The sequence below is a fragment of the Streptomyces sp. NPDC001549 genome, from assembly GCF_042894025.1.
In the GTDB taxonomy this organism is placed as follows: Bacteria; Actinomycetota; Actinomycetes; order Streptomycetales; family Streptomycetaceae; genus Streptomyces; species Streptomyces kutzneri.
The window spans coordinates 46,775-72,526 of the sequence record NZ_JBIAVJ010000012.1 but is presented as its reverse complement, the minus strand read 5'-3'; the positions used below and the strand labels follow the sequence as shown (position 1 = coordinate 72,526).

The window sequence follows — 25,752 nt, the reverse complement described above, 5'->3', positions numbered from 1 at the left end:
TGCCCCGTCCCGGCCCCGAAGGGCCGGAAGGGGGCGGTAGGGACAGGGCCTAGCGTCCGATCAGCGGGTAGTGGTCGGAGAGGTTGGTGTAGGTGTAGGAGGTGCCCCAGCTGGAGACCGTCCAGGGTGCCGACTGCTCCTTGACCACGTTGTTCTCCCAGCCCGCCGGGCGGGCGTTGCCCTTGCGGTAGAGGACGTAGTCCAGGTCCTCGCGCGGGTCGGTCGGGTAGCGGTAGTTCGCTATCGAGTTGAGCGCGGTGTCGAAGGAGTACGGGTGCCCCGTGCGGCTGTCGGAGTCGGCCAGGTCGGCGTTGGCGAGCAGGCTGGCGTACTCGGGGGTGCGCGAGTCGACGTTGAGGTCGCCCGCCACGATGACCTGCTCGTTTGCCGGGATGTTCTTCCCGTCCAGGAAGGCGTCCACGGCCCGGAACTGACGGGCCCGCATCTCCGCCGCCTCGCCCGCGCCGCAGCCGGGGTCGGTGGACTGCGCGTGCGTGCCGACCACGTGCACCTTGGTGCCGTTCACGTTCAGGACGACGTAGGCGAAGCCCTTGTTGGACCACCAGTCGGCGCCGCAGGCGTCCTTGTAGACGACCTGCTCCTTGCGGACGATCGGCCACTTGCTGAGGATCGTGACCCCGCCGTCCTCCGGGGTGGTGGCGGAGTACGCGCCGCCCGTGGCGTCCCAGCCGGTCTTGCTGCGGCCGACGACCGGGGTCTGGTACGGGTACTGCGCGGCGGAGTTCGCCTTCAGCGCGTCCGAGGAGCTGTTGTCGAAGGCCTCCTGGAGCACGACCACGTCGTGGCCCTGGTAGAAGGAGGTCTTGGGGATCTCGGCGGCCCGGTGGTCCTGGCCCCAGTTCGGGTACAGGCTCTTGCTCATCAGGAACACGTTGTACGACAGGACGCTGAGCCGCGGGGTGGCGGCGGTCTCCGCGGCCGAGGCGGCAGGCGCGGTGGCGGCGGCCAGCGCGCCCGCGGCGACCGCGGCGACGGCCGTGGCGGCGGCGCGGCGCGAGCGGGGCGAGGAAAGCAGCATGAAGGTCTCCATCATTCCTGCGGGGGAAGATCGACGCCGTCATACAAGCAGCAGCAGTTACCTCTGGGTAACACCCGTGCAGAGACTTTCTGTCCGTGAGACGGCTGTCCGGTGCTCGCATACTTGTCATATGACGAAGACGGACTCAGCACACCCCGCCGGACCTGCGGCCACGCGCCGTACCGACCCCGAGCCGCCCCCGCCCGGCGGGGTGCTGTGGACCATCGCCGGTGACGTCCGCGCCCTGCTGATGCTGCCCGCCGCCTTCACCATGCAGGTCGCCCACCCCGCGATCGCGGCCGGTGTCGACGAGTACTCGGTCTTCCGCACCGACCCCTGGGGCCGCGGCGAGCGCTCCCTGCGCTCGGTCCAGCTGTGGGTGTACGGCGGGGAGGAGGCGGCCGAGGAGGGCCGCCGGGTGCGTCGCCTGCACAAGGACATCCAGGGCACGGACACCCGAGGCCGCCGCTACCACTCCCTCGACCCCGCCTGCTACGCCTGGGTGCACGCCACCGGCTTCCCGGTCTACCTGTACGCCGGGCGCTACCTGCTGCGCCGCTTCACCCCCGCCCAGGAGCGGCAGCTCTACCAGGAGTGGCTCCAGGTGGGGCGGATCCTCGGCCTGCACGACCGGGACATGCCGCGGAGCATCGAGGAGTACTGGACCTACTGGGGCCGGATGCTGGCCGAGGAGATAGAGCCCACCGCCGTCGCCCGCGAGCTGATCTCCACCGAGGTGCGGCTGCCCCGGCCGGAGGCCGGCTCGCCCGCCGTGCGCCTGCTGCTGCGGCTCACCTGGCCGGTGCTGCGGGCCGCGTTCCTGCGCCTGCGGGCCTTCGTCACCGTCGGCTACATGCCGCCCGAGGCCCGCGCCGCGATCGGGCTGGAGTGGAGCCCGGCCCAGGAACGTACGCTCCGGCGGTTCAGCACGGCCGTACGGATCCTCGTACCGCTGCTGCCGGAGCGGCTGCGGTACCTGCCGATCGCTTACCGGGCGCGGGCCGCGTGGCATGCGGGAGGACGCTGACCGCCCCGGGACGCACGGGCCCCCGCCGGATGCGGGAGCCCGTGTGGCGCGCGGGGCCGGCGCGGACTCAGTGCCGGTGGCCGGGGCCGGAGCCGTGCTCGGTGTCGTGGATCGTGTCGGTCTCCGCGATCTTCTTCCAGGACCTGGGCTCCGCGGCGGGCTTCGCCGGGGCGGACTGCAGTGAGCGGGCCGAGGGCTTGGCCGCCGACGGGTTCAGGGCCGAGGCCTCCGGCTTGCCCGGGGTGTAGAGCCAGGTCTCGAAGAGCTGCGCGAGGGGCTTCTTCGAGACCTTCTCGGCGTACCGGACGAAGTCCCCGACCTTGGCGTTGCCGTAGGCCCGCTCGGTCGGCCAGCCCTTGAGGATCTCGAAGAACTTCTCGTCGCCGATCTCGTTGCGCAGGGCCTGCAGGGCGATGGCCCCGCGGTCGTAGACAGCGCCGTGGAACTGGTTCTCCGGACCCGGGTCACCCGGCTTGACCTGCCAGAACGCGTCCTCGGCCGGGCGCAGGGCATAGGCCCAGTCGGCCAGCTCCTGCGCGGTGCCCTCGCCCTCCTTCTCCGACCACAGCCACTGGCTGTAGCGGGCGAAGCCCTCGTTGATCCAGATGTCCTTCCAGCCTTCGACGGACACGCTGTCGCCGTACCACTGGTGTGCCAGCTCGTGCACGACCACCGAGACGTTGGCCCCGTTGCGGAACTGCCCCGGGCCGTAGAACGGCCGCGTCTGGGTCTCCAGGGCGAAACCGGCGGTCACGTTCGGCACGTAGCCGCCCAGCGCGTTGAAGGGGTACGGCCCGAAGACCCCCTCCAGCCACTCGGCGACCTCGCCGGTCCGCTCCACGCTCGCACGGGCCGCGCCCGCGTTGTCGCCGAGGTCCTTGCTGTACGCGTTGAGGACCGGCAGCCCGCTCGCCGTCTTGTCGGTGGTGATGTCGAACTTGCCGACGGCGAGGGTGGCGAGGTAGGTCGCCTGCGGCTTGTTGGAACGCCAGTTGTACCGGGTCCAGCCGAGCCGCGAGGTCTGGGACTGCAGCACACCGTTGCTGATCGCCTGGGTGCCGTCGGGCACGTTGACCGAGACGTCGAAGGTGGCCTTGTCCAGCGGGTGGTCGTTGCTCGGGAACCACCAGACGGCCGAGTCGGGCTCCTGCGCCGCGACCCCGCCGTCGGGCGTGCGGTGCCAGGCCGTCCAGCCGTCCACCTTCAGCTCGGAGGGCTTCCCGGCGTACTTGACGACGACGGACAGCGGGGTGTTGCGCGCCAGCGGCTTCGCCGGGGTGACCTCCAGCTCGTGGGAGCCGGAGGTGGCGAACTTCGCCTTGACCCCGTTGACCCGGATCTCGCTGACCTGGAGTCCGAAGTCGAGGTTGAAGCGGGACAGGTCCTGCTTGGCGGTGGCCAGCAGGGTGGCCGTGCCTTCCAGCAGGTCCGTCTTCGGCTGGTACTGCAGGCGCAGGTCGTAGTGCGACACGTCGTATCCGCCGTTGCCGCTGGCCGGGTAGTAGGGATCGCCGATACCCGGGGCGCCCGAACCCGAACCCGCCGCCGACGCCGGGATCACCAGCAGGAGGGAAGCGGCGAGCACGCTCGGGGCGATGACTTTGCGGTGCACGAATGGCTCCAAGTGGTAGGGGAGACAGATCGGTTCACAGAGTGGTCCAAGGCCTTGTGGCTCGACCGTATTCACCCGTGACCGCTCAGGTCATGTCCATGGCCCCTGCTGTCACACGATCGCCATTCGGCCGTCACGGGCCGACCGGCAGCGCGGCGGCGGCGCCGAGGGCGCCGAGCGTCAGATAGACCCCGCCGACGACCCAGTGCTGCCGGGCCAGGGCCCGTGGCCTGCGGCGCAGCCACCGGCTCAGGGCCCCGCCGGCGCAGGCGTAGCCGATGTCGAGGAGGGCCCCGAGGGCGAGGAACACCATGCCCAGCAGCCACATCAGGGCGTGCGGATCGGCTGAATCGGGCCGGACGAACTGCGGGAGGAAGGCCAGGAAGAAGAGGGTCACCTTGGGGTTGAGGAGGTTGGCCAGCGCGCCGTCGAGGTAGGCGCGGCCCCACCGCGCGGGCTCCGCCTCCCCAATGGCGGGCGGGAACGGCCCGGCGCGCAGGGCCCGTACGCCCAGGAAGAGCAGGTAGGCCGCGCCCGCCTGGGTGAGCACCAGATACGCGGCCGGGGAACGCGACACCAGCTCCGCGCCCCCCGCCACGGCGACGGCGATGTGCACCACGGTGGCGCTCTCCACCCCCGCTGCGGTGGCCAGCCCCGCCCGCCGGCCCTGGGCGGCGGCGCGGGTGACGATCAGGATCATGTTCGGGCCGGGGACGAGGATGAGCGCCGATGCGGCGGCGACGAAGGCGAGGAAGGTGCTGAGGGGCATGTGTCTAGGCTGGTCGGGGCCGGTGGAAGAGCCCCGGGCCAATGGAGGGGGAAGTGGACCGTTCCGCGCCGCGCACCTGGTCGCCGGCCGAGCTGGACGGGGTGGTCGGCGGCTGGATCGCCGGTTCCGGCCCGCTGTACCGGCGCCTCGCCGCGGCCCTGAGCGGCGCGGTCCGTACGGGCGACCTCGCGCCCGGTGACCGGCTGCCCGCCGAGCGGCCCCTCGCCGCGGCCCTGGGTGTCAGCCGGGCCACCGTGGTCGCCGCCTACGACGAACTGCGCGGCGCGGGCGCCGTGGACAGCCGGCGGGGGAGCGGGACCCGGGTCGCCCGGCTGCCGGGCGGCGCGCTGCGCCCGGTCGACGGCCGGGTCCGCGGCGGCACCTCCTCGGCCCTCGTGCAGCGGCTGGTGGACGGCCCGGACGGAGTGATCTCCCTGTCGGTGGCCGCGGAGGGGGCGGCCCCCGAGGTGCGCGCGGCCCTGGCCGCGCTGCTGGCCGACGGCCTGGACCCGCTGCTGGCGGAGACCGGCTACCACCCGAGCGGCCTCCCCGAACTGCGGGCGGCCGTCGCCGCCCGGTACACCGCCGGGGGGCTGCCGACGCGGCCCGGGCAGATCCTGATCACCACAGGGGCGACGCAGGCCCTGGCGCTGGTGGCCCAGCTGTACGTACGGCGCGGCTCGGCGGTGGTGGTGGAGACGCCGAGCTGGCCGGGCTGCCTGGACGCGCTGCTCGCCGCCGGGGCACGGCCGCGCCGGGTTCCGCTGGACGAGGACGGGGTCCAGGCCCGCGGCTTCAGCGCCGCCCTGCCCGCGGCGGCACTGGCCCATGTCACGCCGACCTTCCACAACCCGACCGGGATCCTGATGTCCGCCGGGCGGCGCGAGCGGATCGCGGAACTCGCCGCGCTGGCCGGCGTCCCGCTGGTGGAGGACCTGGCCTACGACACCCGGCTGTGGGACGGGCCGGAGCCGGGCCCGGTGGCCGGGTACGCCCCGGCGGGCGCCGAGGTGCTGAGCGTGGGTTCCCTGGCCAAGTCGGTGTGGGGCGGGCTGCGGATCGGCTGGCTGCGCGGCCCGGGCCCGGTGGTGGAGCGCCTGGCCCGGCTCAAGACCCGGGCCGATCTGGGCAGTCCGCTGCTGGACCAGGCCCTGGCGGTGCGGCTGCTGCCGCGGGTGGACGCCCTGCGGGCCGGGCGGGCGGCCGTGCTGCGGACCCGGCTGGCCGGCCTGGAGGCCGCGCTGGCGCGCGAACTGCCGGGCTGGACCTGGCAACGCCCGGCCGGCGGGGCGGCGTTGTGGATCCGGCTGCCGGCACCCGCCGGGGCCGCGGTCTTCGCCCAGGTCGCGCTCCGGCACGGGGTCGAGCTGATCCCCGGGTCGGCGACCGACCCCTCGGGCGCCCACGACGCGTACGTCCGGCTGCCGTTCACCCTGCCCGAGCGGCGGCTGGCGGAACTGGTGGCCCGGCTCGCCGGGGCCTGGTCGGCCTTCGGGGGCACGCCGTCCTCAGGGTGAGACCCGCACCACTGATCCCGGCCCTACCCGGCATACCAAGCAGTCGGTAACCTGCCGTGCATGACGCTTCCCCTGCTCGCCGCCCGTCGCTGTTGGCATGCTGCGATCAACCCGCTGCACGCGACGATCTACTTCTCGCCGGATCTCGGCAAGGAGCTCGCCACCCTCGGGATCAAGGACCCGGTCGCCGTCAACCTCGCGAGCCGTTCCGCCGCCATGGGCGCCGTCGGCCCCGGCACGGTGACCGCCACGTTCTACAACTACCGCCACGACCTGATCGCCCGGCACCTGCCGGCCGTGTGGGACACCGCCACGCCCGAGCAGGTCCTCGCCGCCCGGCTGCGGGCCGCCGACAGCACCCTGCGCCGGCTCCTCGGGCCGGAGACCATCGACTCGCCCGAGATCGCCGAGGCCGCCGACCTGGCCATGCTCGCCACCGAGGGCTGCACCCGGCACGCCCGCACGCTCTACGCCGCCCACGCCGGCCTCCCCGTACCGGACGCGCCGCACCTGCGCCTGTGGCACGCCACCACCCTGCTGCGCGAGCACCGCGGCGACGGCCACCTCGCCGCCCTGCTCCTCGCGGGCCTGGACCCGGTGGAGGCCCTGATCAGCCACACCGCCACCGGCCGCGGCATGTCCGCGAAGTGGATCAAGGCGATCCGCGGCTGGGAGCAGTCCGACCTGGACGCCGCGACCGAGCGGCTGCGCGAGCGCGGCATCCTCGACGCCGACGGCGAGCTCACCGACGAGGGCAAGGCCGTGCGCGAACGCCTGGAGGCGGACACCGACCGCCTCGACGCGGCCCCGTACGAGCACCTGGGCGAGGAAGGACTGGCCCGTCTCGCCGAACTCGGCGGCGCCTTCGTCACGAAGGCGATAGGCGCCGGGGCCTTCCCGCGCGACCTCTTCGGCCGGGCCTGACCGGCGGGGCGGGCAGGGTTCCCGCCGTCCGCCACCGCCACCTGCCACAATTGGCAGCCTTCCAGTGCAAACGAAGGCAGGCGGGACCCGATCGTGACGACGTCCATCGAAGGCAGGATCGCCGAGGAGCTCGGCGTACGGGAGCGGCAGGTCAAGGCCGCCGTCGAGCTGCTCGACGGCGGCTCCACCGTGCCGTTCATCGCGCGCTACCGCAAGGAAGCGACCGAGATGCTCGACGACGCCCAGCTGCGCACCCTCGAGGAGCGGCTGCGGTATCTGCGGGAGCTGGAGGACCGCCGCGCGGCGGTCCTGGACTCCGTACGGGAGCAGGGCAAGCTCACCGACGAACTGGCGGCGCGGATCGCCGCGGCCGACACCAAGGCCCGGCTGGAGGACATCTACCTGCCCTTCAAGCCCAAGCGGCGCACCAAGGCGCAGATCGCCCGCGAGGCCGGTCTGGAGCCGCTCGCCGAGGGCCTGCTGGCCGACCCGTCGGTGGAACCGGCCGCGGCCGCCGCCGCGTTCGTCGACGCCGACAAGGGCGTCGCCGACCCGGCGGCCGCCCTGGAGGGTGCCCGGGCCATCCTCACCGAGCGGTTCGGCGAGGACGCCGACCTGATCGGCGAGCTGCGCGAGCGCATGTGGGGCCGCGGCCGGCTCGCGGCGAAGGTCCGTGAGGGCAAGGAGGAGGCGGGCGCCAAGTTCGCCGACTACTTCGACTTCGCCGAGCCGTTCACCGCGCTGCCCTCGCACCGCGTCCTCGCCATGCTGCGCGGCGAGAAGGAGGACGTCCTCGACCTCACCCTGGAGCCGGAGGAGCCGGGCGAGACGCCCGGCCCGTCCACGTACGAGGGCATGATCGCCCGCCGCTTCGGGGTGAACGACCGCGGCCGCCCGGGCGACAAGTGGCTGGCCGACACCGTCCGCTGGGCCTGGCGTACGAAGATCCAGGTGCACCTCGGCATCGACCTGCGGATGCGGCTGCGCCAGGCCGCCGAGGACGAGGCGGTACGGGTCTTCGCGTCGAACCTGCGCGACCTGCTGCTCGCGGCGCCCGCCGGCACCCGGGCGACGCTCGGCCTGGACCCGGGTTTCCGTACCGGCGTCAAGGTCGCCGTCGTGGACGCGACCGGCAAGGTCGTGGCCACGGACGTGATCTACCCGCACGTGCCCGCCAACAAGTGGGACGAGTCCCTCGCCAAGCTCGCCCGGCTGGCGAAGGAGCACGCCGTCGAGCTGGTCGCCATCGGCAACGGCACGGCCTCCCGCGAGACCGACAGGCTGGCCGGGGACCTCATCACGCGCCACCCCGAGCTGGAGCTCACCAAGGTGATGGTCTCGGAGGCGGGCGCCTCCGTGTACTCGGCCTCCGCCTTCGCCTCGCAGGAACTGCCGGACATGGACGTGTCGCTGCGCGGCGCGGTCTCCATCGCCCGCCGCCTGCAGGACCCGCTCGCCGAGCTCGTCAAGATCGACCCGAAGTCGATCGGTGTCGGCCAGTACCAGCACGACCTGTCCGAGGTGAAGCTCTCGCGCTCGCTCGACGCGGTCGTCGAGGACTGTGTGAACGGCGTCGGAGTGGACGTCAACACCGCTTCCGCGCCCCTGCTTTCGCGGGTGTCGGGCATCAGCGGCGGCCTCGCCGAGAACATCGTGGCCCACCGCGACGCCAACGGCCCGTTCCGCAGCCGCAAGGGGCTGAAGGACGTGGCCCGGCTCGGCCCGAAGGCGTACGAGCAGTGCGCGGGCTTCCTGCGGATCCGCGGCGGGGACGACCCGCTGGACTTCTCCAGCGTGCACCCCGAGGCCTATCCGGTGGTCCGGGGCATGGCCAAGACCGCGGGCAGCGAGGTGGCGGCCCTGATCGGCAACTCCGGCGTGCTGCGCTCGCTGCGGCCCGAGCAGTTCGTCACCGAGGCCTTCGGTCTGCCCACCGTCACGGACATCCTGCGCGAGCTGGAGAAGCCGGGCCGTGACCCGCGCCCCGCCTTCAAGACGGCCACCTTCAAGGAGGGCGTCGAGAAGATCGGCGACCTGGCCCCCGGGATGATCCTGGAGGGCGTGGTCACCAACGTGGCCGCCTTCGGCGCCTTCATCGACATCGGCGTCCACCAGGACGGGCTGGCCCATGTCTCGGCGCTGTCGAAGAACTTCGTCAAGGACCCCCGGGACGTGGTCAAGCCGGGCGACATCGTCCGTGTGAAGGTCATGGACGTGGACATCCCGCGCAAGCGGATCTCGCTGACCCTGCGGCTGGAGGACGAGGCCGGGGCGGAGCGCGGCGCGGGCGCTCCCCGGCAGCGCGAGGACCGGCGCGGCAGCGGTGGCGGCGGTGGCGGCGGTGGCCGTCCGCCGCAGCAGCGCGGCGGGTCCGGCACCCGCGAGGGCGGCCGCAACCAGGGCCAGGGCGAGCGCGGCCAGGGCGGTCAGGGCGAACGCGGCCAGGGCCGCCGGCAGGGCGGCGGCAGCGCCCCCGCCCCCGCCAACAGCGCGATGGCCGACGCCCTGCGCCGTGCGGGCCTCACCGCCCCCGAGGAGCGCCGCAAGAAGTAGGAGCCGTCAAGGAGCCGTCAAGGGTGTCTTGCAGCCACCCGGCGCGTGTCGGTCTTCGTGCGGAGTGGCCGAATAGCTTCCCCACCTGGGGACTTGCCTTGCCAACTCCCGTACAAGATCTGTAGGCATGGTGGAACGCCCGTTCGTCACTCGGCGGACGGGCTTCCGCGTTTTCCCCTCAGGACCGCATTCCCCGAGGCCGCCTCGAAGGCACAGGACGTCATGCCCATGCCCACACACGCCTACCACCGTTGCCCCGGAAAGGGTCCGAAGAGGGATCACATGCCCCACCGGCAACTCAGCATCCGCAAAAGGTGCGAGCAGATTCTCGGCCATCTGGATCTGACCCACCCCTTCTCCCTCGACGACCTGTGCCGACGGATAGCCGAGCGGCGCGGCCGCCCCATCCGGCTCCATCCGCTCCCCAAAGAAGCGGCGGAGTCCGGAGTCTGCGGACTGTGGGTGGGCACGGCCAGCGTCGACTACGTCTTCTACGAGGCGCAGACCACCCCGCTGCACCGGGAGCACATCGTCCTCCACGAGCTGGGCCACATCCTCTTCGGCCACCACTCCCTCGAAGGGGAGGAGACCGACGGGAACGCCCCCGTGGTGCTCGGGCGCACCAACTACACCACCCGGCAGGAGCAGGAGGCGGAGATGCTCGCCAGCATGATCCGCATCCGCACGGCGAACGCCGGCCCGCGCTCCGCGAACGGCGCGCGCGGCACCCTGGCCCGGCTGGAGTCCGCCATGGGATACGAGCGGGGCAACGATGGCAGCTGACCTGACCGCCTTCGGCAACTGGCTCGCCGTCCCCAGCGTGGTGTGCCTGTGGACCGCCGTCCTGCTCCGCGCCCCCGGAGCCCTGCGCTCCCCCCAGCAGCGCGGCCTGTGGCTCGCCGTCGCCACCGCCGCCGCCGCGATGACCCTCAACCTTCCGGACGTCGTCTCGTACGCGATGAGCCGCGGCCCGGGCTACGCCCACACCATCGGCCTCGTCCGCAACCTCATCGGGGTGCTGTCGGCCGGCGCCGTCCTCTACTTCGTGGCCGCCACCACCCGCGGCCGCCGGCTCCAGCTCACCGCCTGCGTCGCCACCGTGGCCTGGCTCGGCACCCTCCTCGCCTTGGACGCGGCCGCGCCCGGCCACGGCACACACACCATGCCGCCGGCCGGCGACCCGGTGCCCTCCCTCGCGTACTGGCTGGTGCTGATCTCCGCGCACGTGACCGCCAACATCGTCTGCGTGGCCCTGTGCTCGCGCTACAGCCGCCGTACCGAGAGCCGCGGCCTGGCCGCCGGGCTGCGGCTGTTCGGCCTCGGCACCGCGCTCGCCGGACTGTTCTGGCTGGCGTACCTGCTCAAGGCCCTGTTCGGCAGCACCTGGGCCATGCCCGCCCTCCCGCTGCTCATGAACCTGCACGGCCTGCTGCGCGCCGCCGCGATCCTCGTGCCCACCCTGTTCACCCTCCGGCGCACCTGCGCCGACATCGCCACCGCCTGGCGGCTGTGGCCGCTGTGGCGCGACCTGGTGGAAGCGGTGCCGCACGTGGCGCTCAACAAGCCGCGCGCCTGGCGGGTGATGGAGCTGCTGTGGCCGCCGGTCCCGCGCAACCTGCTCGTGTACCGCAAGGTCATCGAGACGCGCGACGCGATCCTGATCCTGGGCGAGTACGTGGCCCCGGGCGCCCTGGAACAGGCCCGCGGCCAGGTCACCGGACACGGGGTCCCCGAACAGCGGGCCACCGCCGCCGCGCTGGCCCGCGTACTGAAGGAGGCCCGGCAGGCCAAGCTCGACGGAGCGCCCGGGCAGCCGGGCGAGGCGGCCGCGCTGGAACTGCCCGCCGCGATCCACACCTCGCAGGAGGGCGGGGACCTGGCGGACGAGGCCCGGTTCCTCGTCGACGTCGCCCAGGCGTACGCCGAGCCCGCCACCACAAGGAAGTGAAAGAGTCTTGACCACCGTACTGATCACCGGCGCCAGTGCCGGACTGGGCGCGGCCTTCGCCCGCGGCTTCGCCGCCAAGGGCTGCGACCTGGTCCTCGTCGCCCGCGACAAGGGCCGGCTCGAAGCCGTCGCCGCCGGACTGGCCCGCGAGTACGGCACCGCGTCCGAGGTGCTGCCCGCCGACCTGCTGGACCCGGCGGACTGCGCGGCCGTCACCGAGCGGCTCGCCGACCCGGTCCGGCCCGTGGACATCCTGGTCAACAACGCGGGCTTCGGACTGCCCGCGCCCTTCCCGTACAGCCCGGTCGAGGACGAGGAACGGATGCTCGACCTGCTGGTCAGGGTCCCGCTCCGGCTCACCCACGCCGTACTGCCGGGCCTGCGCGCACGCCGCCGGGGCGCGGTCCTCAACGTCTCCTCGGTGGCGGGGCTCCTGCCGACCGGGACCTACGGGGCCGCCAAGGCCTGGATCACCGCCTTCAGCGAGTCCCTGCGCGTGGACATGGCGCCGTACGGGGTCCGGGTGCTGGCCGTGGTCCCCGGCTTCACCCGCACCGAGTTCCAGGAGCGCGCCGGGATGGACGTCAGCGTGCTGCGCGACGCGGTCTGGCTGGAGCCGGAAGCCGTAGTCGCGCAGGCCCTGAAGGACCTCGCCCTGCGCCGCCCGGTCAGCATCACCGGCCGCCGCTACCGCGCCTACGCCCTCGCCGCCCGCCACCTGCCGCGCACGTTCGTGGCCGCCCGGATGGCCCGCAAGCGCCGGCCGCCGGCGGACCGGGCGGCCTGAGTGGTCCCCGGCCCGCAGCCCGGGCCCGTCCACGCCGCGGACACGGACGCGGACATGGACGCGGACATGGACAAGGACGCGGACACGGTCGAGGCGAGCCGCCTCGACCGCCCGGGGCAGGTCCGCCGGTCGGACATCGCAGCCCGCCCGGACCGGCAGGAGACGGCCGACAGGGCCTAGAGCTCGGTGACCTTGCCGTCCGAGACCTCCAGGCGGCGGGTCACGTGCACCGCGTCCAGCATCCGGCGGTCGTGCGTGACCAGCAGCAGGGTGCCCTCGTAGGCGTCGAGGGCGGCCTCCAGCTGCTCGATCGCCGGCAGGTCGAGGTGGTTGGTCGGCTCGTCCAGGACCAGCAGGTTCACCCCGCGGCCCTGGAGCAGGGCCAGCGCCGCACGGGTGCGCTCGCCCGGGGAGAGGGTGGCCGCCGGGCGCAGGACATGGGCCGCCTTGAGGCCGAACTTGGCCAGCAGGGTGCGGACCTCGGCCGGCTCGGTCTCGGGGACCGCCGCGCAGAAGGCTTCGAGCAGCGGTTCGTCGCCGAGGAACAGGCCGCGTGCCTGGTCCACCTCGCCGACCAGGACGCCGGAGCCGAGGGTGGCGGAGCCGGAGTCCGGGGTCAGCCGGCCCAGCAGGACGGCGAGCAGGGTGGACTTGCCGGCGCCGTTGGCCCCGGTGATCGCCACCCGGTCCGCCCAGTCGATCTGCAGACTGGCCGGGCCGAAGGAGAAGTCCCCGCGCTTGACCGAGGCCTCGCGCAGGGTGGCCACCACCGCTCCGGAGCGCGGGGCGGCCGCGATCTCCATGCGCAGCTCCCACTCCTTGCGGGGCTCGTCGACGACATCCAGCCGCTCGATCGCCCGCGCCGTCTGGCGGGCCTTGGCGGCCTGCTTCTCGCTCGACTCGCCCCGCAGGTTCTTGCCGATCTTGTCGTTGTCGGAGGCCTTGCGGCGGGCGTTGCGCACGCCCTTGTCCATCCAGTTGCGCTGCATCTGGGCCCGGCCTTCGAGGGCCGACTTCTTGCCCGCGTACTCCTCGAACTCCTCGCGGGCGTGGTTGCGGGCGCGCTCGCGCTCCTCCAGGTAGGAGTCGTAGCCGCCGCCGTAGAGGTTGATCTGCTGCTGGGCGAGATCGAGCTCGAGGACCTTGGTGACCGTCCGGGTGAGGAACTCGCGGTCGTGGCTGATCACGACCGTGCCGGCCCGCAGCCCCTTGACGAACCGCTCCAGCCGCTCCAGACCGTCCAGGTCCAGGTCGTTGGTGGGCTCGTCGAGCAGGAAGACGTCGTAGCGGGAGAGGAGGAGCGAGGCGAGGCCCGCGCGGGCCGCCTGACCGCCGGAGAGCGCCGTCATGGGCAGGTCGAGACCGACGGCGAGGCCGAGCTCGTCGGCGACCTCCTGGGCCCGCTCGTCGAGGTCGGCGCCGCCGAGGTTCAGCCACAGGTCCAGCGCGGTCGCGTACGCGTCGTCCGCGCCCGGCGTTCCGTCCACCAGACCCTGCGTCGCCGCGTCGAGCTCGGCCTGCGCGGCCGCCACGCCCGTACGACGGGCCAGGAACTCCCGGACCGACTCCTCGGGCCTGCGCTCCGGCTCCTGCGGGAGGTGACCGACGGCGGCACCGGGCGGGGAGAGCCGCAGCTCCCCGGTCTCGGGGGTGTCCAGCCCGGCGAGCAGCCGCAGCAGGGTGGACTTCCCGGCGCCGTTCACGCCGACGAGGCCGATGACGTCGCCGGGGGCGACGATGAGGTCGAGATCGGCGAAGAGGGTGCGCTCACCGTGCGCGGCGGTGAGCTTCTTGGCGACGAGGGTTGCAGTCATGATGTGCCGATCCTATCCGCGCACGGATGGGACCCGGCATGGCCGGATAGGTGGGAAGCGCGTCATTGCGGCCATCGCGGGGGGCGGAACACCATGAAGCCATGTCGTCATCGCCGCGCAACGTCCTCGTCCTCCTCTACGACGGGGTCCAGAGCCTGGACGTGACCGGGCCGGTGGAGGTGTTCGCCGCGCTCGCCCGCTTCCCGGGGCGGGACGGGTACGCGATCCGGACGGTTTCTCCCGCAGGAGAGCCCGTCCGCACCGGCAGCGGGCTGACGCTGGTGCCGGACGGGGAGCTGGCGAGCGCCCGGCCGGGGCCCGGGACCACGGTCCTGGTGCCCGGGGGACAGTTCACGGGGGACTTCGAGCCCAGGCTCACCGACTGGCTCCGTACCCACGGCAGTGGCGCGGAGCGGCTGGTCTCCGTGTGCACGGGAGGACTGCTGCTGGCCGAGGCGGGGCTGCTGGACGGGCGGCGGGCGACGACGCACTGGTACGCCTGCGAGCGGATGGCGCGGGACTACCCGGCCGTCGCCGTCGAACCGGACCCGATCTACGTACGGGACGGACCGGTGGCCACCTCGGCCGGGGTCACGGCGGGGATCGACCTCGCCCTGGCGCTGGTGGAGGAGGACCACGGGCAGGACGTCGCCCTGACGATCGCCCGGCACCTGGTGGTGTTCCTGCGCAGGCCCGGCAACCAGGCACAGTTCAGCGCGCAACTGGCCGCCCAGACGGCCCGCCGGGACCCGCTGCGGGACGTGCAGCAATGGATCACCGAGCACCCCGGGGAGAAGCTGGGCGTCGAGGACCTCGCCGCCCGGGCCCGGCTCTCGCCGCGGCACTTCGCACGCGCCTTCCATGCGGAGACCGGGGTCACGCCCGGCCGGTACGTCGAACGGGTCCGGGTGGACCACGCGCGGCGGCTGCTGGAGGAGAGCGGGGAAGGGATCGCACAGATCGCCCGGGTCTGCGGGTACGGGAACCCGGAGGCACTGCGCCGGGCCTTCGTACGCACCCTCGGCCAGCCGCCCGCCGAGTACCGCCGCCGGTTCGGCACCTCCCGCCACTGAGGGCCGGCCCCGGCGCTCCGAGAAGCAAGATCCGCCCCACCGGGGGCGGAGTCCTGTTCCGACCATCGCTCCGGAGGAGCCATGCAGATCGCCGTACTTCTCTACGACCACTTCACCGCCCTCGACGCCATCGGGCCCTTCGACACCCTCGGCCGGCTGCCCGACGCCGAGGTCGTCTTCGTCTCCGAGCGGCCGGGTCCCGTACGGACGGACAACGGGTCGCTCGCGCTCGTCGCCGACAAGGGGCTCGACGAGGTCACCCGGCCCGACATCGTCATCGTGCCCGGCGGGCCCCATCCCGAGCGGGAGATGGCCAATCCCGTGGTCCTGGACTGGCTGCGCACGGTCGACGCCACCACCACCTGGACCACCTCGGTGTGCACCGGATCCCTGCTGCTGGCCGCCGCCGGGCTGCTCGACGGCCGGCGGGCCACCAGTCACTGGCTGTACCTGGAGCAGCTTCCGAAGCACGGGGCCGAACCCACCGGTGAGCGCGTGGTGTTCGACGGGAAGTACGTCACCGCCGCCGGGGTGTCCTCCGGGATCGACATGGGGCTCACCCTGCTCGGCCGGATCGCCGGGGACGACTTCGCCCAGGCCGTGCAGCTGATGACCGAGTACGACCCCCAGCCGCCCTACGACGCCGGCTCGCCCGACAAGGCCCCGGCCGCTCTCGTCGAGATGCTGCGGGGAACGGCGTTCCCGGCGGCCGGCTGACGGCCGGCCGTCACGGGGCCGGTGTCCACGTGAAGCGCGGAGTCCGGCGCTCCAGGAACGCGGCGACCCCCTCCGCGGTGTCCTCGCTCCCGGCGGCCTGCTCCTCCCAGTACGCGTCCCGGTCGGTCCGGCCGTCCGCGAACTCCTTGGCCGCCGCCTGCGTCAGCTGTGAGCGCGAGGCCAGGATCCGGGTGAACTCGGCGACGCGCTTGTCCAGTTGGCCGGCCGGCAGCAGCTCGTTCAGGAATCCCGCGCGCAGCGCCGTCTCCGCGCCGATCAGCTCCGCGGAGAAGAGGAGGTACTTGGCCCAGGCCGGGCCGACCAGGGACGCGAGCCTGCGGGTGGAGGACGCCGGGTAGACGATGCCGAGCTTGGCGGGGGTCACCCCGAAGGAGGCCCCCTCCTCGGCGAAGCGCAGATCGCAGGCGGCCGCGAGCTGGCTGCCGCCACCCACGCAGAAGCCGCGGATCGCCGCCAGCGTGGGCTTGGGGAAGGCGGCCAGGGCCTCCTCGGCGGCCACGGCCAGGGCCCGCGGGTCCGCGGCCCCGGTGGCCCCGGCCGTCCCGGAGTCTCCTGGGTCCCCCGCGTCCCCGGTCAGCGAGGAGATGTCGGCGCCCGCGCAGAAGGTCGGCCCGGCCCCGGTCAGCACGAGCACCCGTACCGCCGGGTCGTCCGCCAGGCCCGCCACCAGCTCCGGGAGCGCCCGCCACATGGCGGCGGTCATGGCGTTGCGCTTGGCGGGGTGCGAGATGACGATCGTGGCCACCCCGTCGGCGACCGTGTGCAGGAGGGTTGCGTCGATGGCTGCGTCCATGCGCCGGATGCTATCCCGGGCGGTCATACCTATGATCAAGGGAGTCCGTCGGGGGTGCGAGGAGGTGGCACGTCCGTGGGCGCAGACCGTGCAGACGGTACGGGGGCCAGGGCCGGGGGCCCGGAACCGCAGCGGGAGAAGAAGAAGCTCAGCCGCAGTTTCGCGCTGATGACGGCGCTCGGGGTGATCCTGGTGCTGGCCGGTCTGGTCGGTCTGGTCTACACGGGCATCGCCACGCTCACCTCGATGTTCCTCTTCGGCTGGCTGCTGCTGATCGGCGGTGTGGTGGGCCTGCTGCAGGCCGTGCAGTGGCGCAGCAGCAACTACTTCTGGCTCGCCGTCGTCGTCGCCGCGATCAACCTGGCCGCGGGCTTCGTGATCCTGCGCCGTCCCGAGGCGAGCGCCGAGGCGCTGACCATGTTCGCCGCGCTGCTCTTCCTCACGGGCGGGGTGTTCCGGCTGGTCGGGGCGCTGGTGGTGCGCGGCGCCAATTTCGGGCTCGCGGTCGTCCAGGGCGCCTTCGGGATCCTGCTGGGCTTCCTGATCCTCTCCAACTGGCCCGGCAACAGTCTGTACGTGATCGGAACCTTCTTCTCCCTCGCCCTGCTGTTCGACGGGCTGAGCCTGGTGGCCATGGGCATGGGCTCCCGCCGCATCCTGGGGTTGGTCAGGGAGGACGAGGCTCCGGCGGCGGCCGCCGCGGGGGACGGGCCGGGCGAGGCGGCCGTGAAGCGTCCGGCAGAAGATCAGGAATAGTCGAACAACTGACTCTGTCATACGCCAGTGGTCAGAAAGTGTCCGATAGGCGCTGACTTCTGGTCAGCAGTCCGGCCTGGACCAGCCCGTTCCCCACTCTTGTCGCGTGGAGACGATCGAGCGTGAAGACGGGGGACGGAACATGGACGTCAGCGGGAGTGTCCCGCCGGCCAAGGCGGGTGAGGCGGAGGCTCCGGCCGACCCCCTCGCCTACGAGGGAGTGTGGAGGTTCACCGCGCCAGCGGTTGAAGAATCCGTTCCGCAAGCCCGCCGTGCGGTCCGGGACCTGCTCGGGCGCCAGGGGGTGCCGGCCCATCAGGACCTCGTGTACTCCCTGCTCCTGATCGTCTCCGAGCTGGTGACGAACTCGGTCCGGCACGCCGCTCTGCTCTCGCCGGAGGTCGCGGTCGAGGTCGCGATCGGCCGTGAGTGGGTGCGGGTGGCCGTGGAGGACAACCACCCCTACCGCCCCAAGGCGCTCGAGGCCGATTTCGGCCAGACCGGCGGCCGGGGCCTGCTCCTGGTCCGGGAGATCACCCTGGAGGCCGGCGGGGTCTGCGACGTCGAGCACACCTCGACCGGCGGCAAGGTGATCTGGGCGGCTCTGCCGCTCACCGCCCCGCCGTCCGCCGGCTGAGCGGCGGCCGACGGGGCGGCGGACAGCGGGAGGGCGGGACGGTGTACGGGCTACCAGCCCGCGGCGTCGCCGGTCAGCTCGCGGATCGCGGGCCGCGCCGCGTCCAGCACGGTCATGAACCAGGCCGAGAAGGGCACTTCGGCGTGCCGCTTCGCCAGTTCCCCGGCGGTGACGAAGGCGGTGTCCTCGACCTCCTCCGGATCCGGCCGCACGACCGTCTGCGCGAGTCCCACGAACAGGTGGTTGAACTCCTGCTCCACCAGACCCGACGCGGGGTCCGGGTGGTTGTAGCGCACCGTCCCCGCCTGCGCGAGCAGCGAGGGCGACAGGCCCAGCTCCTCATGGGTCCGCCGGGCCGCGGCCGCGAACGGCGACTCCCCGGGATAGGGGTGACCGCAACAGGTGTTCGACCAGACGCCGGGGGAGTGGTACTTCCCGAGGGCCCGCTGCTGGAGCAGCAGACGGCCCTGCTCGTCGAAGAGGAACACGGAGAACGCCCGGTGCAGCTGCCCGGGCGCCTGATGGGCGGAGAGCTTCTCCGCCGTGCCGATGGTGTTGCCGGCCTCGTCGACCAGTTCGAGCATGATCGGTTCTTGAGTACCGGTGCCGTTGGACGCGCTGTTCGCGGCGGTGGCTGGTGTGGTCGGCATACCCATCCTTCGCTTCGGACTTCGGCCTTCAGTCTGCCGTACAAAAGAGGCTTGTCCCCACTTCGGAGATCCACGCATGTCCGCCCCCCGTCGCGTGCTAGGCGACGGGGGGCGGATCACCTCACGTGTCACTCACATGACCTCGTGTGCACGTCAGACTCCGAACGGGGCCGGATACCTGATCGTTCCCGCCGGCACCGGGCGGGAATCATCCAGCACCAGCGCCATCATGGCTTCGTCGGGTACCTCGAAGGGGGCCCGGATCCCGAAGTGCGACGCCGGTACGAAACCGAAGCGCGGGTAGTACCCCGGGTGCCCCAGGACGAGGACCAGTGACTCCCCGCGCTCCCGGGCCGCCGCGAGCAGGGCCCGTACGACCGAGCTGCCCGCGCCCGCGCGCTGCAGCGCGGGATCGGCCGCCACCGGGGCGAGCGCGAGCGCCGGGGCGCCGTCGACCTCGCACCGGGTCAGCAGGGCGTGCGCCGCCACCGACCCGTCCGGGGCCTCGGCCACGTACGACAGCCCGGGCAGCCAGGCACCGTCGGCGCGCAGCGCGTCCACGAGGTCGGCCTCCAGCGGAGTCCCGAAGGCCGCCAGGTTGATCTCCCGTACGGCGGCCGCGTCGGCCGCGGCCTCCGGCCGGGCGGGCCAGGCGTCGCCGTCCCCCGCGCTCACCGGGCGCAGGACGTAGCCCGTGTACCCGTACTCGTGCCCGTGGCGGGCCCGTACGCCGAGCTCCTCGCGCGTCGCGGCCAGGGCCCGCGCCATCGCCGGGCCGCCGGCTCCGGACCGGGCGCGCACCCGCTCGGCGAGCGGGCCGTAGTACTCGGCCCAGTCGGAGTCGGGCAGCTCGTGCACGCCGAGCACCTGGTACCCGGCGGCCTGGGCGGCCGCGAGGTTGCCGGCGGTGGTGCGCAGCGCGTGGTGCGGGTCCCAGAAGGCGCGGGCGCCCGCGGACGGTTCGGGGACCGACCACTGGCACTCGGTCAGGACGAGGGTGCCGCCCGGGGCGAGCAGCCGCTTCCACCGCGCGAGCGCGGCGTCGAAGCCCGGGGGCACCTCCCAGCGGTGGCTGGGGGCGTAGGCGGAGCCCTCCGCCCAGACGAGGTCGAAGGAACCGTCCTCGAAGTCCTCCTGCGGCAGTGCGCCCATGTCGGCCTCGACGGTGCGGACCCGGTCGGCGAGACCGCGGGCCGCGGCAGCCGTACGGAGCTCGCCGAGGAACGGGGCGTGCAGGTCGACGGCGGTCACCTCGGCGCCCGTGCCCGCCGCGCCCGCCTCGGCGGCGAGCAGCAGCGCGCTGCGGCCCGGGCCGCAGCCCAGGTCGAGGACGCGCGGCCGCTCGGGCAGCGGTCCGCACAGGGACAACAGGTGGCGGGTGCTCGCGTCGGAGCCCGGAGCCTGCCGGGGCAGGCCGCGGTGCAGGGCGAAGAAGGCGTGCGTGAAGTCGCCGAGGCCGTCGGGATCGGTGGGGTCGTCGAAGGAATTGCCGTCGGTCAACGTGAACCCTTGGAACGGGGGCTCCGGCCGACGAGGCCCAGCTGTGTGATCAGGCCCGGCCGGATGCCAGGAAGGAAGGGGAGATGCACCGGAGTTCGCTGCGCATGGCCGCGACCACTACGACGGTCATCAACCCACCTCTTTCCACTCGACACGTCCAGGGGCGTGTCCACCGTAACATCCGGGCCGTTTGTGGTACCGCGCCGTGATCGTCAATGATGATCGGAACCCGGCCCGGAGCCCGGATATTCGGCTTATCAGGGCGTAAACGGGTGGTGAACCCCTGCTTCCATTCATCCGATAGCCTCTGCCGACGTGCCGCCGCCCCATAAGGGCGCGCGTTCGGAATCCGTTACAAGGAGTGAGTTCGTCTGCCGACCGTCATCCTCACCGGCCTGCCGGTCCCCGGATCACCGCTCGCGGACGAGCTGCGCTCCCTCGGCTTCGACGTCCGCCCGGCCGCCGGTCCCCAGGACGCCGCCGCCGCGCTGGCGGGCGTACCCGCCGACCAGCGGGTGGCCGTCGTGGACAGCGCCTTCGTCGGGCACGTGCACGCGCTGCGCCTCGCGCTGACCGACCCGCGCTTCGACGCCTGCGCCGTCACCGGCGCCCTCGCCGTCCAGGCCGGGGCCCGCGGGGCCCTGGACAAGGCCGCCGCCGAGGCCGCCGCGGGCGCCGACGGGGCCGGCCCGTACGCGGACCGGCTCGCCGCCGCCGTCGAGGCCGCCGGGACCACCGTGCAGCGCCCCGAACTGGGCACGCTCGTCGCCGCCGTCCCCGCCGGCCCGGCGGAGCGCGACGCGGCGACCGCCGCCGTCGCCGCCGTCGACGACGAGGCCGTACGCCTGCGGACCGCGGTGAAGTCCCGCGACGGCTTCTTCACCACCTTCTGCATCAGCCCCTACTCGCGCTACATCGCCCGCTGGTGCGCGCGCCGCGGCCTGACCCCGAACCAGGTCACCACCGCCTCGCTGATCACCGCGCTCATCGCCGCCGGCTGCGCGGCCACGGGCGAGCGCTGGGGCTATGCGGCGGCCGGTGTGCTGCTCCTCGTCTCCTTCGTGCTGGACTGCACCGACGGGCAGCTCGCCCGCTACTCGCTCCAGTACTCGACGATGGGCGCCTGGCTCGACGCCACCTTCGACCGCGCGAAGGAGTACGCCTTCTACGCGGGCCTCGCGCTCGGCGCGGCCAGGAACGGCGACGACGTCTGGGCCCTGGCCGTCGGCTCCATGATCCTGATGACCTGCCGGCACGTCGTGGACTTCTCCTTCAACGAGGCCAACCACGACGCCACCGCCAACACGAGTCCCACGGCCGCCCTCTCCGGCCGGCTCGACAGCGTCGGCTGGACCGTGTGGGTCCGCCGGATGATCATCCTCCCGATCGGTGAGCGCTGGGCGATGATCGCGGTCCTGACCGCCTTCACCACCCCCCGGATCGTCTTCTACGCCCTGCTGATCGGGTGCGCCTTCGGCGCGCTCTACACCACCGCCGGCCGTGTGCTGCGCTCCCTGACGCGCAAGGCCACCCGCACTGACCGGGCCGCCCAGGCCCTGGCCGACCTGGCCGACTCGGGCCCGCTCGCCGAGCTCCAGGCCCGCCTGCTGCGCGGCCGCGCCGGGTCCTTCGGCTCGGTGTACGTGGCGGCCCTCGGCACGCTGGTGATGATCGCGGGCGCCGTGATCCTGCCCTTCGGCGACCCGCGGCTGACCGCCGTCGCGGTGATCTATGTCATGGCGGCCGGCCTCGCCGTCGCCGCGCCCCTCAAGGGCGCCCTGGACTGGCTGATCCCGCCGCTGTTCCGGGCCGCCGAGTACACCACCGTGCTGATCCTCGCGATGAAGGCGGACGTCCCCGGGGCCCTCCCGGCGGCATTCGGCCTGATCGCGGCGGTCGCCTACCATCACTACGACACGGTGTACCGCATCCGCGGCGGCACCGGCGCGCCCCCGCACTGGCTGGTGCGGACGATCGGCGGACACGAAGGCCGGGTCCTGCTGATCACGGCCCTGGCGGCCGTCCTCGTATCGCGCGAAGCGGACTTCCCCGTCGCGCTCACGGCCGTGGCCGTGTTCGTGGCACTCGTGGTGCTCGTGGAGAGCATCCGATTCTGGGTCTCCTCCGGAGCACCCGCCGTACACGACGAAGGAGAACCAGCATGATCGGCCTTGTACTCGCTGCCGGTGCCGGACGCCGTCTGCGTCCCTACACCGACACCCTGCCCAAGGCGCTCGTGCCGGTCGGCCCCGAGGGTGACGAGGAGAGCCTGACGGTTCTCGACCTGACCCTGGGCAACTTCGCCGAGGTCGGCCTCACCGAGGTCGCCATCGTCGTCGGCTACCGCAAGGAAGCCGTGTACGCCCGCCGCGAGGCCCTGGAGGCCAAGTACGGCGTCAAGATCACGCTGATCGACAACGACAAGGCCGAGGAGTGGAACAACGCCTACTCCCTGTGGTGCGCGCGTGACGTCCTCAAGCAGGGCGTGATCCTCGCCAACGGCGACACCGTCCACCCGGTCTCGGTCGAGCGCACCCTGCTCGCCGCCCGCGGCAACGGCCAGAAGATCATCCTCGCCCTCGACGCGGTCAAGAACCTGGCCGACGAGGAGATGAAGGTCGTCACCGCCGACGGCAAGGGCGTCCAGAAGATCACCAAGCTGATGGACCCCGCCGACGCGACGGGCGAGTACATCGGTGTCACCCTCATCGAGGCCGAGGCCGCCGAGCAGCTGGCCGACGCGCTGAAGACCACCTTCGAGCGCGACCCCGACCTCTACTACGAGGACGGCTACCAGCAGCTCGTCAACGACGGCTTCACCATCGACGTGGCCCCCATCGGCGACGTCAAGTGGGTCGAGATCGACAACCACGACGACCTCGCCAAGGGCCGGACGATCGCATGCCAGTACTGACGAGGCTCATCCCCTCGCCCGTCGTCGTCGACATCAGTCGCGGGGCGATGGACGACCTGGCCGGCCTCCTGGCCGACCAGCGGATCTCCGCCTCCGGCAAGCTGGCCATCGCGATCAGCGGAGGCTCCGGCGTGGCGCTGCGCGCCAAGCTGGAGCCGGTCCTGCCGCACGCCGACTGGTACGCGGTCGTCGACGGCACCATCGACTCCGCGGTCAAGCTGGCCGACGACATAAAGGGCCGCCGCTACGACGCCGTCGTGGGCCTGGGCGGCGGCAAGATCATCGACGTGGCCAAGTACGCCGCGGCGCGGGTCGGGCTGCCCATGGTGGCCGTCGCCACCAACCTCTCGCACGACGGCATCTGCTCGCCGGTGTCCATCCTGGACAACGACAACGGCCGCGGTTCCTACGGCGTGCCGACGCCGATCGCCATGGTGATCGACCTCGACGTGATCAAGGAAGCCCCGGTCCGGTTCATCCGCGCCGGCATCGGTGACGCGATCTCCAACATCTCGGCGATCGCCGACTGGGAGCTCTCGCACAAGATCAACGGTGAGCCCATCGACGGCCTGGCCGCCGCCATGGCCCGTACCGCCGGCGAGTCCGTGCTGCGCCACCCCGGCGGATGCGGCGACGACGAGTTCCTCACCGTGCTCTCCGAGGCGCTGGTGCTCTCCGGCATCGCCATGTCGATCAGCGGGGACTCCCGCCCGTCGTCCGGCGCCTGCCACGAGATCAGCCACGCCTTCGACCTGCTCCACCCGGGACGCTCCGCGCTCCACGGCGAGCAGGTCGGCATCGGCGCCGCCTTCGCGATGCACCTCCGCGGGGCCGCCGAGCAGTCCGGCCTCTTCGTCGAGGTGCTGCGCCGGCACGGCCTGCCGGTCGGGCCCGAGGAGATCGGCTTCAGCGTCGACGAGTTCGTCGCGGCCGTCGAGTACGCCCCCCAGACCCGCCCGGGACGCTTCACGATCCTGGAGCACCTCAACCTGTCCGCCGCCGAGATCAGGGACGCTTACGCCGACTATGTCAAGACCATCCGTAGCTGAACTGAGGCCCGTCGTCCACCCCGCGGGCGTCAAGGACCGGGTCAGCGGCGAGCACTGGGGCGGGCGCCTCTACATGCGCGAGATCTCCCTGCGCATCACCCGCGTCCTGGTCACCACCAAGGTCACGCCCAACCAGCTGACCTACCTGATGACCCTGGCCGGCGTCCTCGCCCTCCCGGCCCTGCTGGTGCCGGGCATCTGGGGCGCCGTCCTCGGCGTGATCGCGGTCCAGATGTACCTGCTGCTCGACTGCGTCGACGGTGAGGTCGCCCGCTGGAAGAAGCAGTTCTCGCTCTCCGGGGTCTACCTGGACCGGGTCGGCGCCTACCTGTGCGACGCCGCGGTCCTGGTCGGCTTCGGCCTGCGCGCCGCCGACCTGTGGGGTCCCAGCGGCGCCGACTGGCTGTGGGCCTTCCTGGGCACCCTCGCCGCGCTCGGCGCCATCCTGATCAAGGCCGAGACCGACCTGGTCGGCGTCGCCCGCCACCAGGCCGGCAAGCCCGTGGTCAAGGACGCGGCCGCCGAGCCGCGCGCGAAGGGCATGGCGCTCGCCCGCCGGGCCGCCGCCGCGCTCAAGTTCCACCGCCTGATCCTGGGTATCGAGGCCTCGCTGCTCATCCTGGTGCTGGCCGTCGTGGACCAGATGCAGGGCGACCTGTACTGGTCCCGGGTCGGCGTCGCCGTACTGGCCGCCATCGCGATGCTCCAGACCGTGCTGCACCTGGTGTCCATCCTCGCCTCCAGCAGGCTCAAGTGAGTGCCCCGCTGCGGCTGGGCGCCGTGATCATCACCATGGGCAACCGGCCCGACGAGCTCAAGGCGCTCCTCGACTCGGTGGCCCGCCAGGACGGAGCCCCCGTCGACGTGGTCGTCGTGGGCCAGGGCGTACAGGTCACCGGCCTGCCCGAGGGCGTCCGCAGCATCGACCTGCCCGAGAACCTGGGCATCCCGGGCGGGCGCAACGTCGGCATCGAGGCCTTCGGCCCCGGTGGCAGCGACGTGGACGTGCTGCTCTTCCTGGACGACGACGGTCTGCTGGAGCGCACCGACACCGCCGAGCTGTGCCGGCAGGCCTTCGCCGAGGACCCCGCGCTCGGGATCATCAGCTTCCGGATCGCCGATCCGGAGACCGGTGTGACCCAGCGCCGGCACGTGCCGCGGCTGCGCGCCTCCGACCCGATGCGCTCGTCCCGCGTCACCACCTTCCTGGGCGGCGCCAACGCCGTCCGCACGAAGGTGTTCGAGCAGGTCGGAGCGCTGCCGGGGGAGTTCTTCTACGCGCACGAGGAGACCGATCTGGCCTGGCGGGCGCTCGACGCAGGGTGGCTGATCGACTACCGGTCGGACATGGTGCTGCTGCACCCGACGACCGCCCCCTCCCGGCACGCGGTCTACCACCGTATGGTGGCTCGTAACCGGGTGTGGCTCGCCCGCCGTAACCTGCCCGCCCCGCTGGTCCCGGTCTACCTGGGCGTCTGGCTTCTGCTGACGCTCGTACGCAGGCCGTCGGCACCCGCGCTCAAGGCCTGGTTCGGCGGTTTTCGGGAGGGATGGACCACTCCCTGCGGACCCCGCCGCCCGATGAGATGGCGAACGGTCTGGCGGTTGACCCGGCTGGGTCGACCTCCTGTCATCTGACCAGCCCGCGTCTG

Annotated in this window: 24 protein-coding genes; 17 read left to right on the top strand and 7 right to left on the bottom strand. The window is 72.8% G+C overall.

Features of this window, described 5'->3' with window-relative positions; translation table 11 throughout:
* Positions 1 to 49: 49 nt before the first annotated feature.
* The gene (gene sph, locus ACFY04_RS20825) at positions 50 to 1,039 is read right to left on the bottom strand and encodes a sphingomyelin phosphodiesterase (protein ID WP_389118612.1); all 990 of its coding nucleotides are present in this window, start codon (positions 1,037 to 1,039) and stop codon (positions 50 to 52) included.
* Between the two features lie 130 nt (positions 1,040 to 1,169).
* Between sph and ACFY04_RS20820 the strand changes: the two genes are divergently transcribed.
* On the top strand, positions 1,170 to 2,066 hold the full coding sequence (locus tag ACFY04_RS20820) for an oxygenase MpaB family protein (protein ID WP_389118610.1): 897 nt from the start codon (positions 1,170 to 1,172) through the stop codon (positions 2,064 to 2,066).
* A gap of 67 nt (positions 2,067 to 2,133) precedes the next feature.
* On the opposite strand, the gene ACFY04_RS20815 is transcribed toward ACFY04_RS20820, so the two are convergent.
* Positions 2,134 to 3,678 (bottom strand): M1 family metallopeptidase, encoded by a 1,545-nt coding sequence (locus ACFY04_RS20815; protein ID WP_389118608.1) that lies wholly within the window; start codon positions 3,676 to 3,678, stop codon positions 2,134 to 2,136.
* 133 nt (positions 3,679 to 3,811) lie between these two features.
* Positions 3,812 to 4,447: a LysE family translocator gene (locus ACFY04_RS20810; protein WP_389118607.1), complete on the bottom strand. Its 636-nt coding sequence runs from the start codon at positions 4,445 to 4,447 to the stop codon at positions 3,812 to 3,814.
* 53 nt (positions 4,448 to 4,500) lie between these two features.
* Between ACFY04_RS20810 and ACFY04_RS20805 the strand changes: the two genes are divergently transcribed.
* The 7 genes from ACFY04_RS20805 to ACFY04_RS20775 all read left to right on the top strand — a co-directional run bounded on the left by ACFY04_RS20805 (position 4,501) and on the right by ACFY04_RS20775 (position 12,356).
* Positions 4,501 to 5,964 (top strand): PLP-dependent aminotransferase family protein, encoded by a 1,464-nt coding sequence (locus ACFY04_RS20805; protein ID WP_389118605.1) that lies wholly within the window; start codon positions 4,501 to 4,503, stop codon positions 5,962 to 5,964.
* A gap of 60 nt (positions 5,965 to 6,024) precedes the next feature.
* Entirely contained in the window at positions 6,025 to 6,888 is an 864-nt protein-coding gene (locus tag ACFY04_RS20800) for a hypothetical protein (RefSeq protein WP_389118604.1), read from the top strand.
* 93 nt (positions 6,889 to 6,981) lie between these two features.
* Positions 6,982 to 9,441: a Tex family protein gene (locus ACFY04_RS20795; RefSeq protein ID WP_389118602.1), complete on the top strand. Its 2,460-nt coding sequence runs from the start codon at positions 6,982 to 6,984 to the stop codon at positions 9,439 to 9,441.
* Positions 9,442 to 9,723: 282 nt separating this feature from the next.
* Positions 9,724 to 10,224: an ImmA/IrrE family metallo-endopeptidase gene (locus tag ACFY04_RS20790; RefSeq protein ID WP_314246473.1), complete on the top strand. Its 501-nt coding sequence runs from the start codon at positions 9,724 to 9,726 to the stop codon at positions 10,222 to 10,224.
* Entirely contained in the window at positions 10,214 to 11,389 is a 1,176-nt protein-coding gene (locus tag ACFY04_RS20785; RefSeq protein ID WP_389118600.1) for an MAB_1171c family putative transporter, read from the top strand. The genes ACFY04_RS20790 and ACFY04_RS20785 overlap by 11 nt, the downstream gene beginning before the upstream one ends.
* Before the next feature lie 7 nt (positions 11,390 to 11,396).
* On the top strand, positions 11,397 to 12,176 hold the full coding sequence (locus ACFY04_RS20780) for an SDR family NAD(P)-dependent oxidoreductase (RefSeq protein ID WP_389118598.1): 780 nt from the start codon (positions 11,397 to 11,399) through the stop codon (positions 12,174 to 12,176).
* Between the two features lie 54 nt (positions 12,177 to 12,230).
* Positions 12,231 to 12,356, top strand: coding sequence for a hypothetical protein (locus tag ACFY04_RS20775; RefSeq protein ID WP_389118596.1), 126 nt, complete (start codon positions 12,231 to 12,233; stop codon positions 12,354 to 12,356).
* Here ACFY04_RS20775 and ACFY04_RS20770 read toward each other — a convergent pair.
* The gene (locus tag ACFY04_RS20770; protein WP_389118595.1) at positions 12,353 to 13,990 is read right to left on the bottom strand and encodes an ABC-F family ATP-binding cassette domain-containing protein; all 1,638 of its coding nucleotides are present in this window, start codon (positions 13,988 to 13,990) and stop codon (positions 12,353 to 12,355) included. The two genes, ACFY04_RS20775 and ACFY04_RS20770, sit on opposite strands and share 4 nt — an antisense overlap.
* Before the next feature lie 101 nt (positions 13,991 to 14,091).
* Between ACFY04_RS20770 and ACFY04_RS20765 the strand changes: the two genes are divergently transcribed.
* Complete coding sequence (locus ACFY04_RS20765) at positions 14,092 to 15,063, top strand: GlxA family transcriptional regulator (protein WP_389118593.1); 972 nt, start codon at positions 14,092 to 14,094, stop codon at positions 15,061 to 15,063.
* 81 nt (positions 15,064 to 15,144) lie between these two features.
* A complete protein-coding gene (locus ACFY04_RS20760) occupies positions 15,145 to 15,780 on the top strand; it encodes a DJ-1/PfpI family protein (protein WP_389118591.1) in 636 nt (211 codons plus the stop codon).
* A 10-nt stretch (positions 15,781 to 15,790) separates the two neighbouring features.
* On the opposite strand, the gene ACFY04_RS20755 is transcribed toward ACFY04_RS20760, so the two are convergent.
* The gene (locus ACFY04_RS20755; protein WP_389118589.1) at positions 15,791 to 16,594 is read right to left on the bottom strand and encodes an enoyl-CoA hydratase/isomerase family protein; all 804 of its coding nucleotides are present in this window, start codon (positions 16,592 to 16,594) and stop codon (positions 15,791 to 15,793) included.
* A 168-nt stretch (positions 16,595 to 16,762) separates the two neighbouring features.
* Between ACFY04_RS20755 and ACFY04_RS20750 the strand changes: the two genes are divergently transcribed.
* Both ACFY04_RS20750 and ACFY04_RS20745 read left to right on the top strand, forming a co-directional pair.
* Entirely contained in the window at positions 16,763 to 17,350 is a 588-nt protein-coding gene (locus tag ACFY04_RS20750) for an HdeD family acid-resistance protein (protein WP_389118807.1), read from the top strand.
* 142 nt (positions 17,351 to 17,492) lie between these two features.
* A complete protein-coding gene (locus ACFY04_RS20745; protein ID WP_314246964.1) occupies positions 17,493 to 17,987 on the top strand; it encodes an ATP-binding protein in 495 nt (164 codons plus the stop codon).
* 50 nt (positions 17,988 to 18,037) lie between these two features.
* Here the strand turns inward: ACFY04_RS20745 and idi are convergent, their stop codons facing one another.
* Complete coding sequence (gene idi / locus ACFY04_RS20740) at positions 18,038 to 18,637, bottom strand: isopentenyl-diphosphate Delta-isomerase (RefSeq protein WP_314246487.1); 600 nt, start codon at positions 18,635 to 18,637, stop codon at positions 18,038 to 18,040.
* Positions 18,638 to 18,790: 153 nt separating this feature from the next.
* The gene (locus tag ACFY04_RS20735; protein ID WP_389118588.1) at positions 18,791 to 20,137 is read right to left on the bottom strand and encodes a GNAT family N-acetyltransferase; all 1,347 of its coding nucleotides are present in this window, start codon (positions 20,135 to 20,137) and stop codon (positions 18,791 to 18,793) included.
* 371 nt (positions 20,138 to 20,508) lie between these two features.
* On the opposite strand from ACFY04_RS20735, the gene ACFY04_RS20730 reads away from it, so the two are divergent.
* The 5 genes from ACFY04_RS20730 to ACFY04_RS20710 are packed head-to-tail and all read left to right on the top strand — an operon-like array spanning position 20,509 to position 25,738.
* Positions 20,509 to 22,302, top strand: a complete 1,794-nt coding sequence (locus ACFY04_RS20730; RefSeq protein ID WP_389118805.1) for a DUF5941 domain-containing protein — start codon at positions 20,509 to 20,511, stop codon at positions 22,300 to 22,302.
* Positions 22,299 to 23,051, top strand: a complete 753-nt coding sequence (locus ACFY04_RS20725) for a sugar phosphate nucleotidyltransferase (RefSeq protein WP_389118587.1) — start codon at positions 22,299 to 22,301, stop codon at positions 23,049 to 23,051. Before ACFY04_RS20730 ends, ACFY04_RS20725 begins: the two co-directional genes overlap by 4 nt.
* Entirely contained in the window at positions 23,039 to 24,100 is a 1,062-nt protein-coding gene (locus ACFY04_RS20720) for an iron-containing alcohol dehydrogenase family protein (protein WP_389118585.1), read from the top strand. The genes ACFY04_RS20725 and ACFY04_RS20720 overlap by 13 nt, the downstream gene beginning before the upstream one ends.
* On the top strand, positions 24,078 to 24,857 hold the full coding sequence (locus ACFY04_RS20715; RefSeq protein ID WP_389118584.1) for a CDP-alcohol phosphatidyltransferase family protein: 780 nt from the start codon (positions 24,078 to 24,080) through the stop codon (positions 24,855 to 24,857). The genes ACFY04_RS20720 and ACFY04_RS20715 overlap by 23 nt, the downstream gene beginning before the upstream one ends.
* The gene (locus tag ACFY04_RS20710; protein ID WP_389118582.1) at positions 24,854 to 25,738 is read left to right on the top strand and encodes a glycosyltransferase family 2 protein; all 885 of its coding nucleotides are present in this window, start codon (positions 24,854 to 24,856) and stop codon (positions 25,736 to 25,738) included. Before ACFY04_RS20715 ends, ACFY04_RS20710 begins: the two co-directional genes overlap by 4 nt.
* Positions 25,739 to 25,752: the final 14 nt, after the last annotated feature.

Coding starts and splice junctions, on each gene's coding strand:
- sph (WP_389118612.1), bottom strand. CDS start 1,039: ATGCTGCTTTCCTCGCCCCGCTCGCGCCGCGCCGCCGCCACGGCCGTC.
- ACFY04_RS20820 (WP_389118610.1), top strand. CDS start 1,170: ATGACGAAGACGGACTCAGCACACCCCGCCGGACCTGCGGCCACGCGC.
- ACFY04_RS20810 (WP_389118607.1), bottom strand. CDS start 4,447: ATGCCCCTCAGCACCTTCCTCGCCTTCGTCGCCGCCGCATCGGCGCTC.
- ACFY04_RS20800 (WP_389118604.1), top strand. CDS start 6,025: ATGACGCTTCCCCTGCTCGCCGCCCGTCGCTGTTGGCATGCTGCGATC.
- ACFY04_RS20790 (WP_314246473.1), top strand. CDS start 9,724: ATGCCCCACCGGCAACTCAGCATCCGCAAAAGGTGCGAGCAGATTCTC.
- ACFY04_RS20785 (WP_389118600.1), top strand. CDS start 10,214: ATGGCAGCTGACCTGACCGCCTTCGGCAACTGGCTCGCCGTCCCCAGC.
- ACFY04_RS20775 (WP_389118596.1), top strand. CDS start 12,231: ATGGACGCGGACATGGACAAGGACGCGGACACGGTCGAGGCGAGCCGC.
- ACFY04_RS20770 (WP_389118595.1), bottom strand. CDS start 13,990: ATGACTGCAACCCTCGTCGCCAAGAAGCTCACCGCCGCGCACGGTGAG.
- ACFY04_RS20765 (WP_389118593.1), top strand. CDS start 14,092: ATGTCGTCATCGCCGCGCAACGTCCTCGTCCTCCTCTACGACGGGGTC.
- ACFY04_RS20760 (WP_389118591.1), top strand. CDS start 15,145: ATGCAGATCGCCGTACTTCTCTACGACCACTTCACCGCCCTCGACGCC.
- ACFY04_RS20755 (WP_389118589.1), bottom strand. CDS start 16,594: ATGGACGCAGCCATCGACGCAACCCTCCTGCACACGGTCGCCGACGGG.
- ACFY04_RS20750 (WP_389118807.1), top strand. CDS start 16,763: ATGACGGCGCTCGGGGTGATCCTGGTGCTGGCCGGTCTGGTCGGTCTG.
- ACFY04_RS20745 (WP_314246964.1), top strand. CDS start 17,493: ATGGACGTCAGCGGGAGTGTCCCGCCGGCCAAGGCGGGTGAGGCGGAG.
- idi (WP_314246487.1), bottom strand. CDS start 18,637: ATGCCGACCACACCAGCCACCGCCGCGAACAGCGCGTCCAACGGCACC.
- ACFY04_RS20725 (WP_389118587.1), top strand. CDS start 22,299: ATGATCGGCCTTGTACTCGCTGCCGGTGCCGGACGCCGTCTGCGTCCC.
- ACFY04_RS20720 (WP_389118585.1), top strand. CDS start 23,039: ATGCCAGTACTGACGAGGCTCATCCCCTCGCCCGTCGTCGTCGACATC.
- ACFY04_RS20715 (WP_389118584.1), top strand. CDS start 24,078: ATGTCAAGACCATCCGTAGCTGAACTGAGGCCCGTCGTCCACCCCGCG.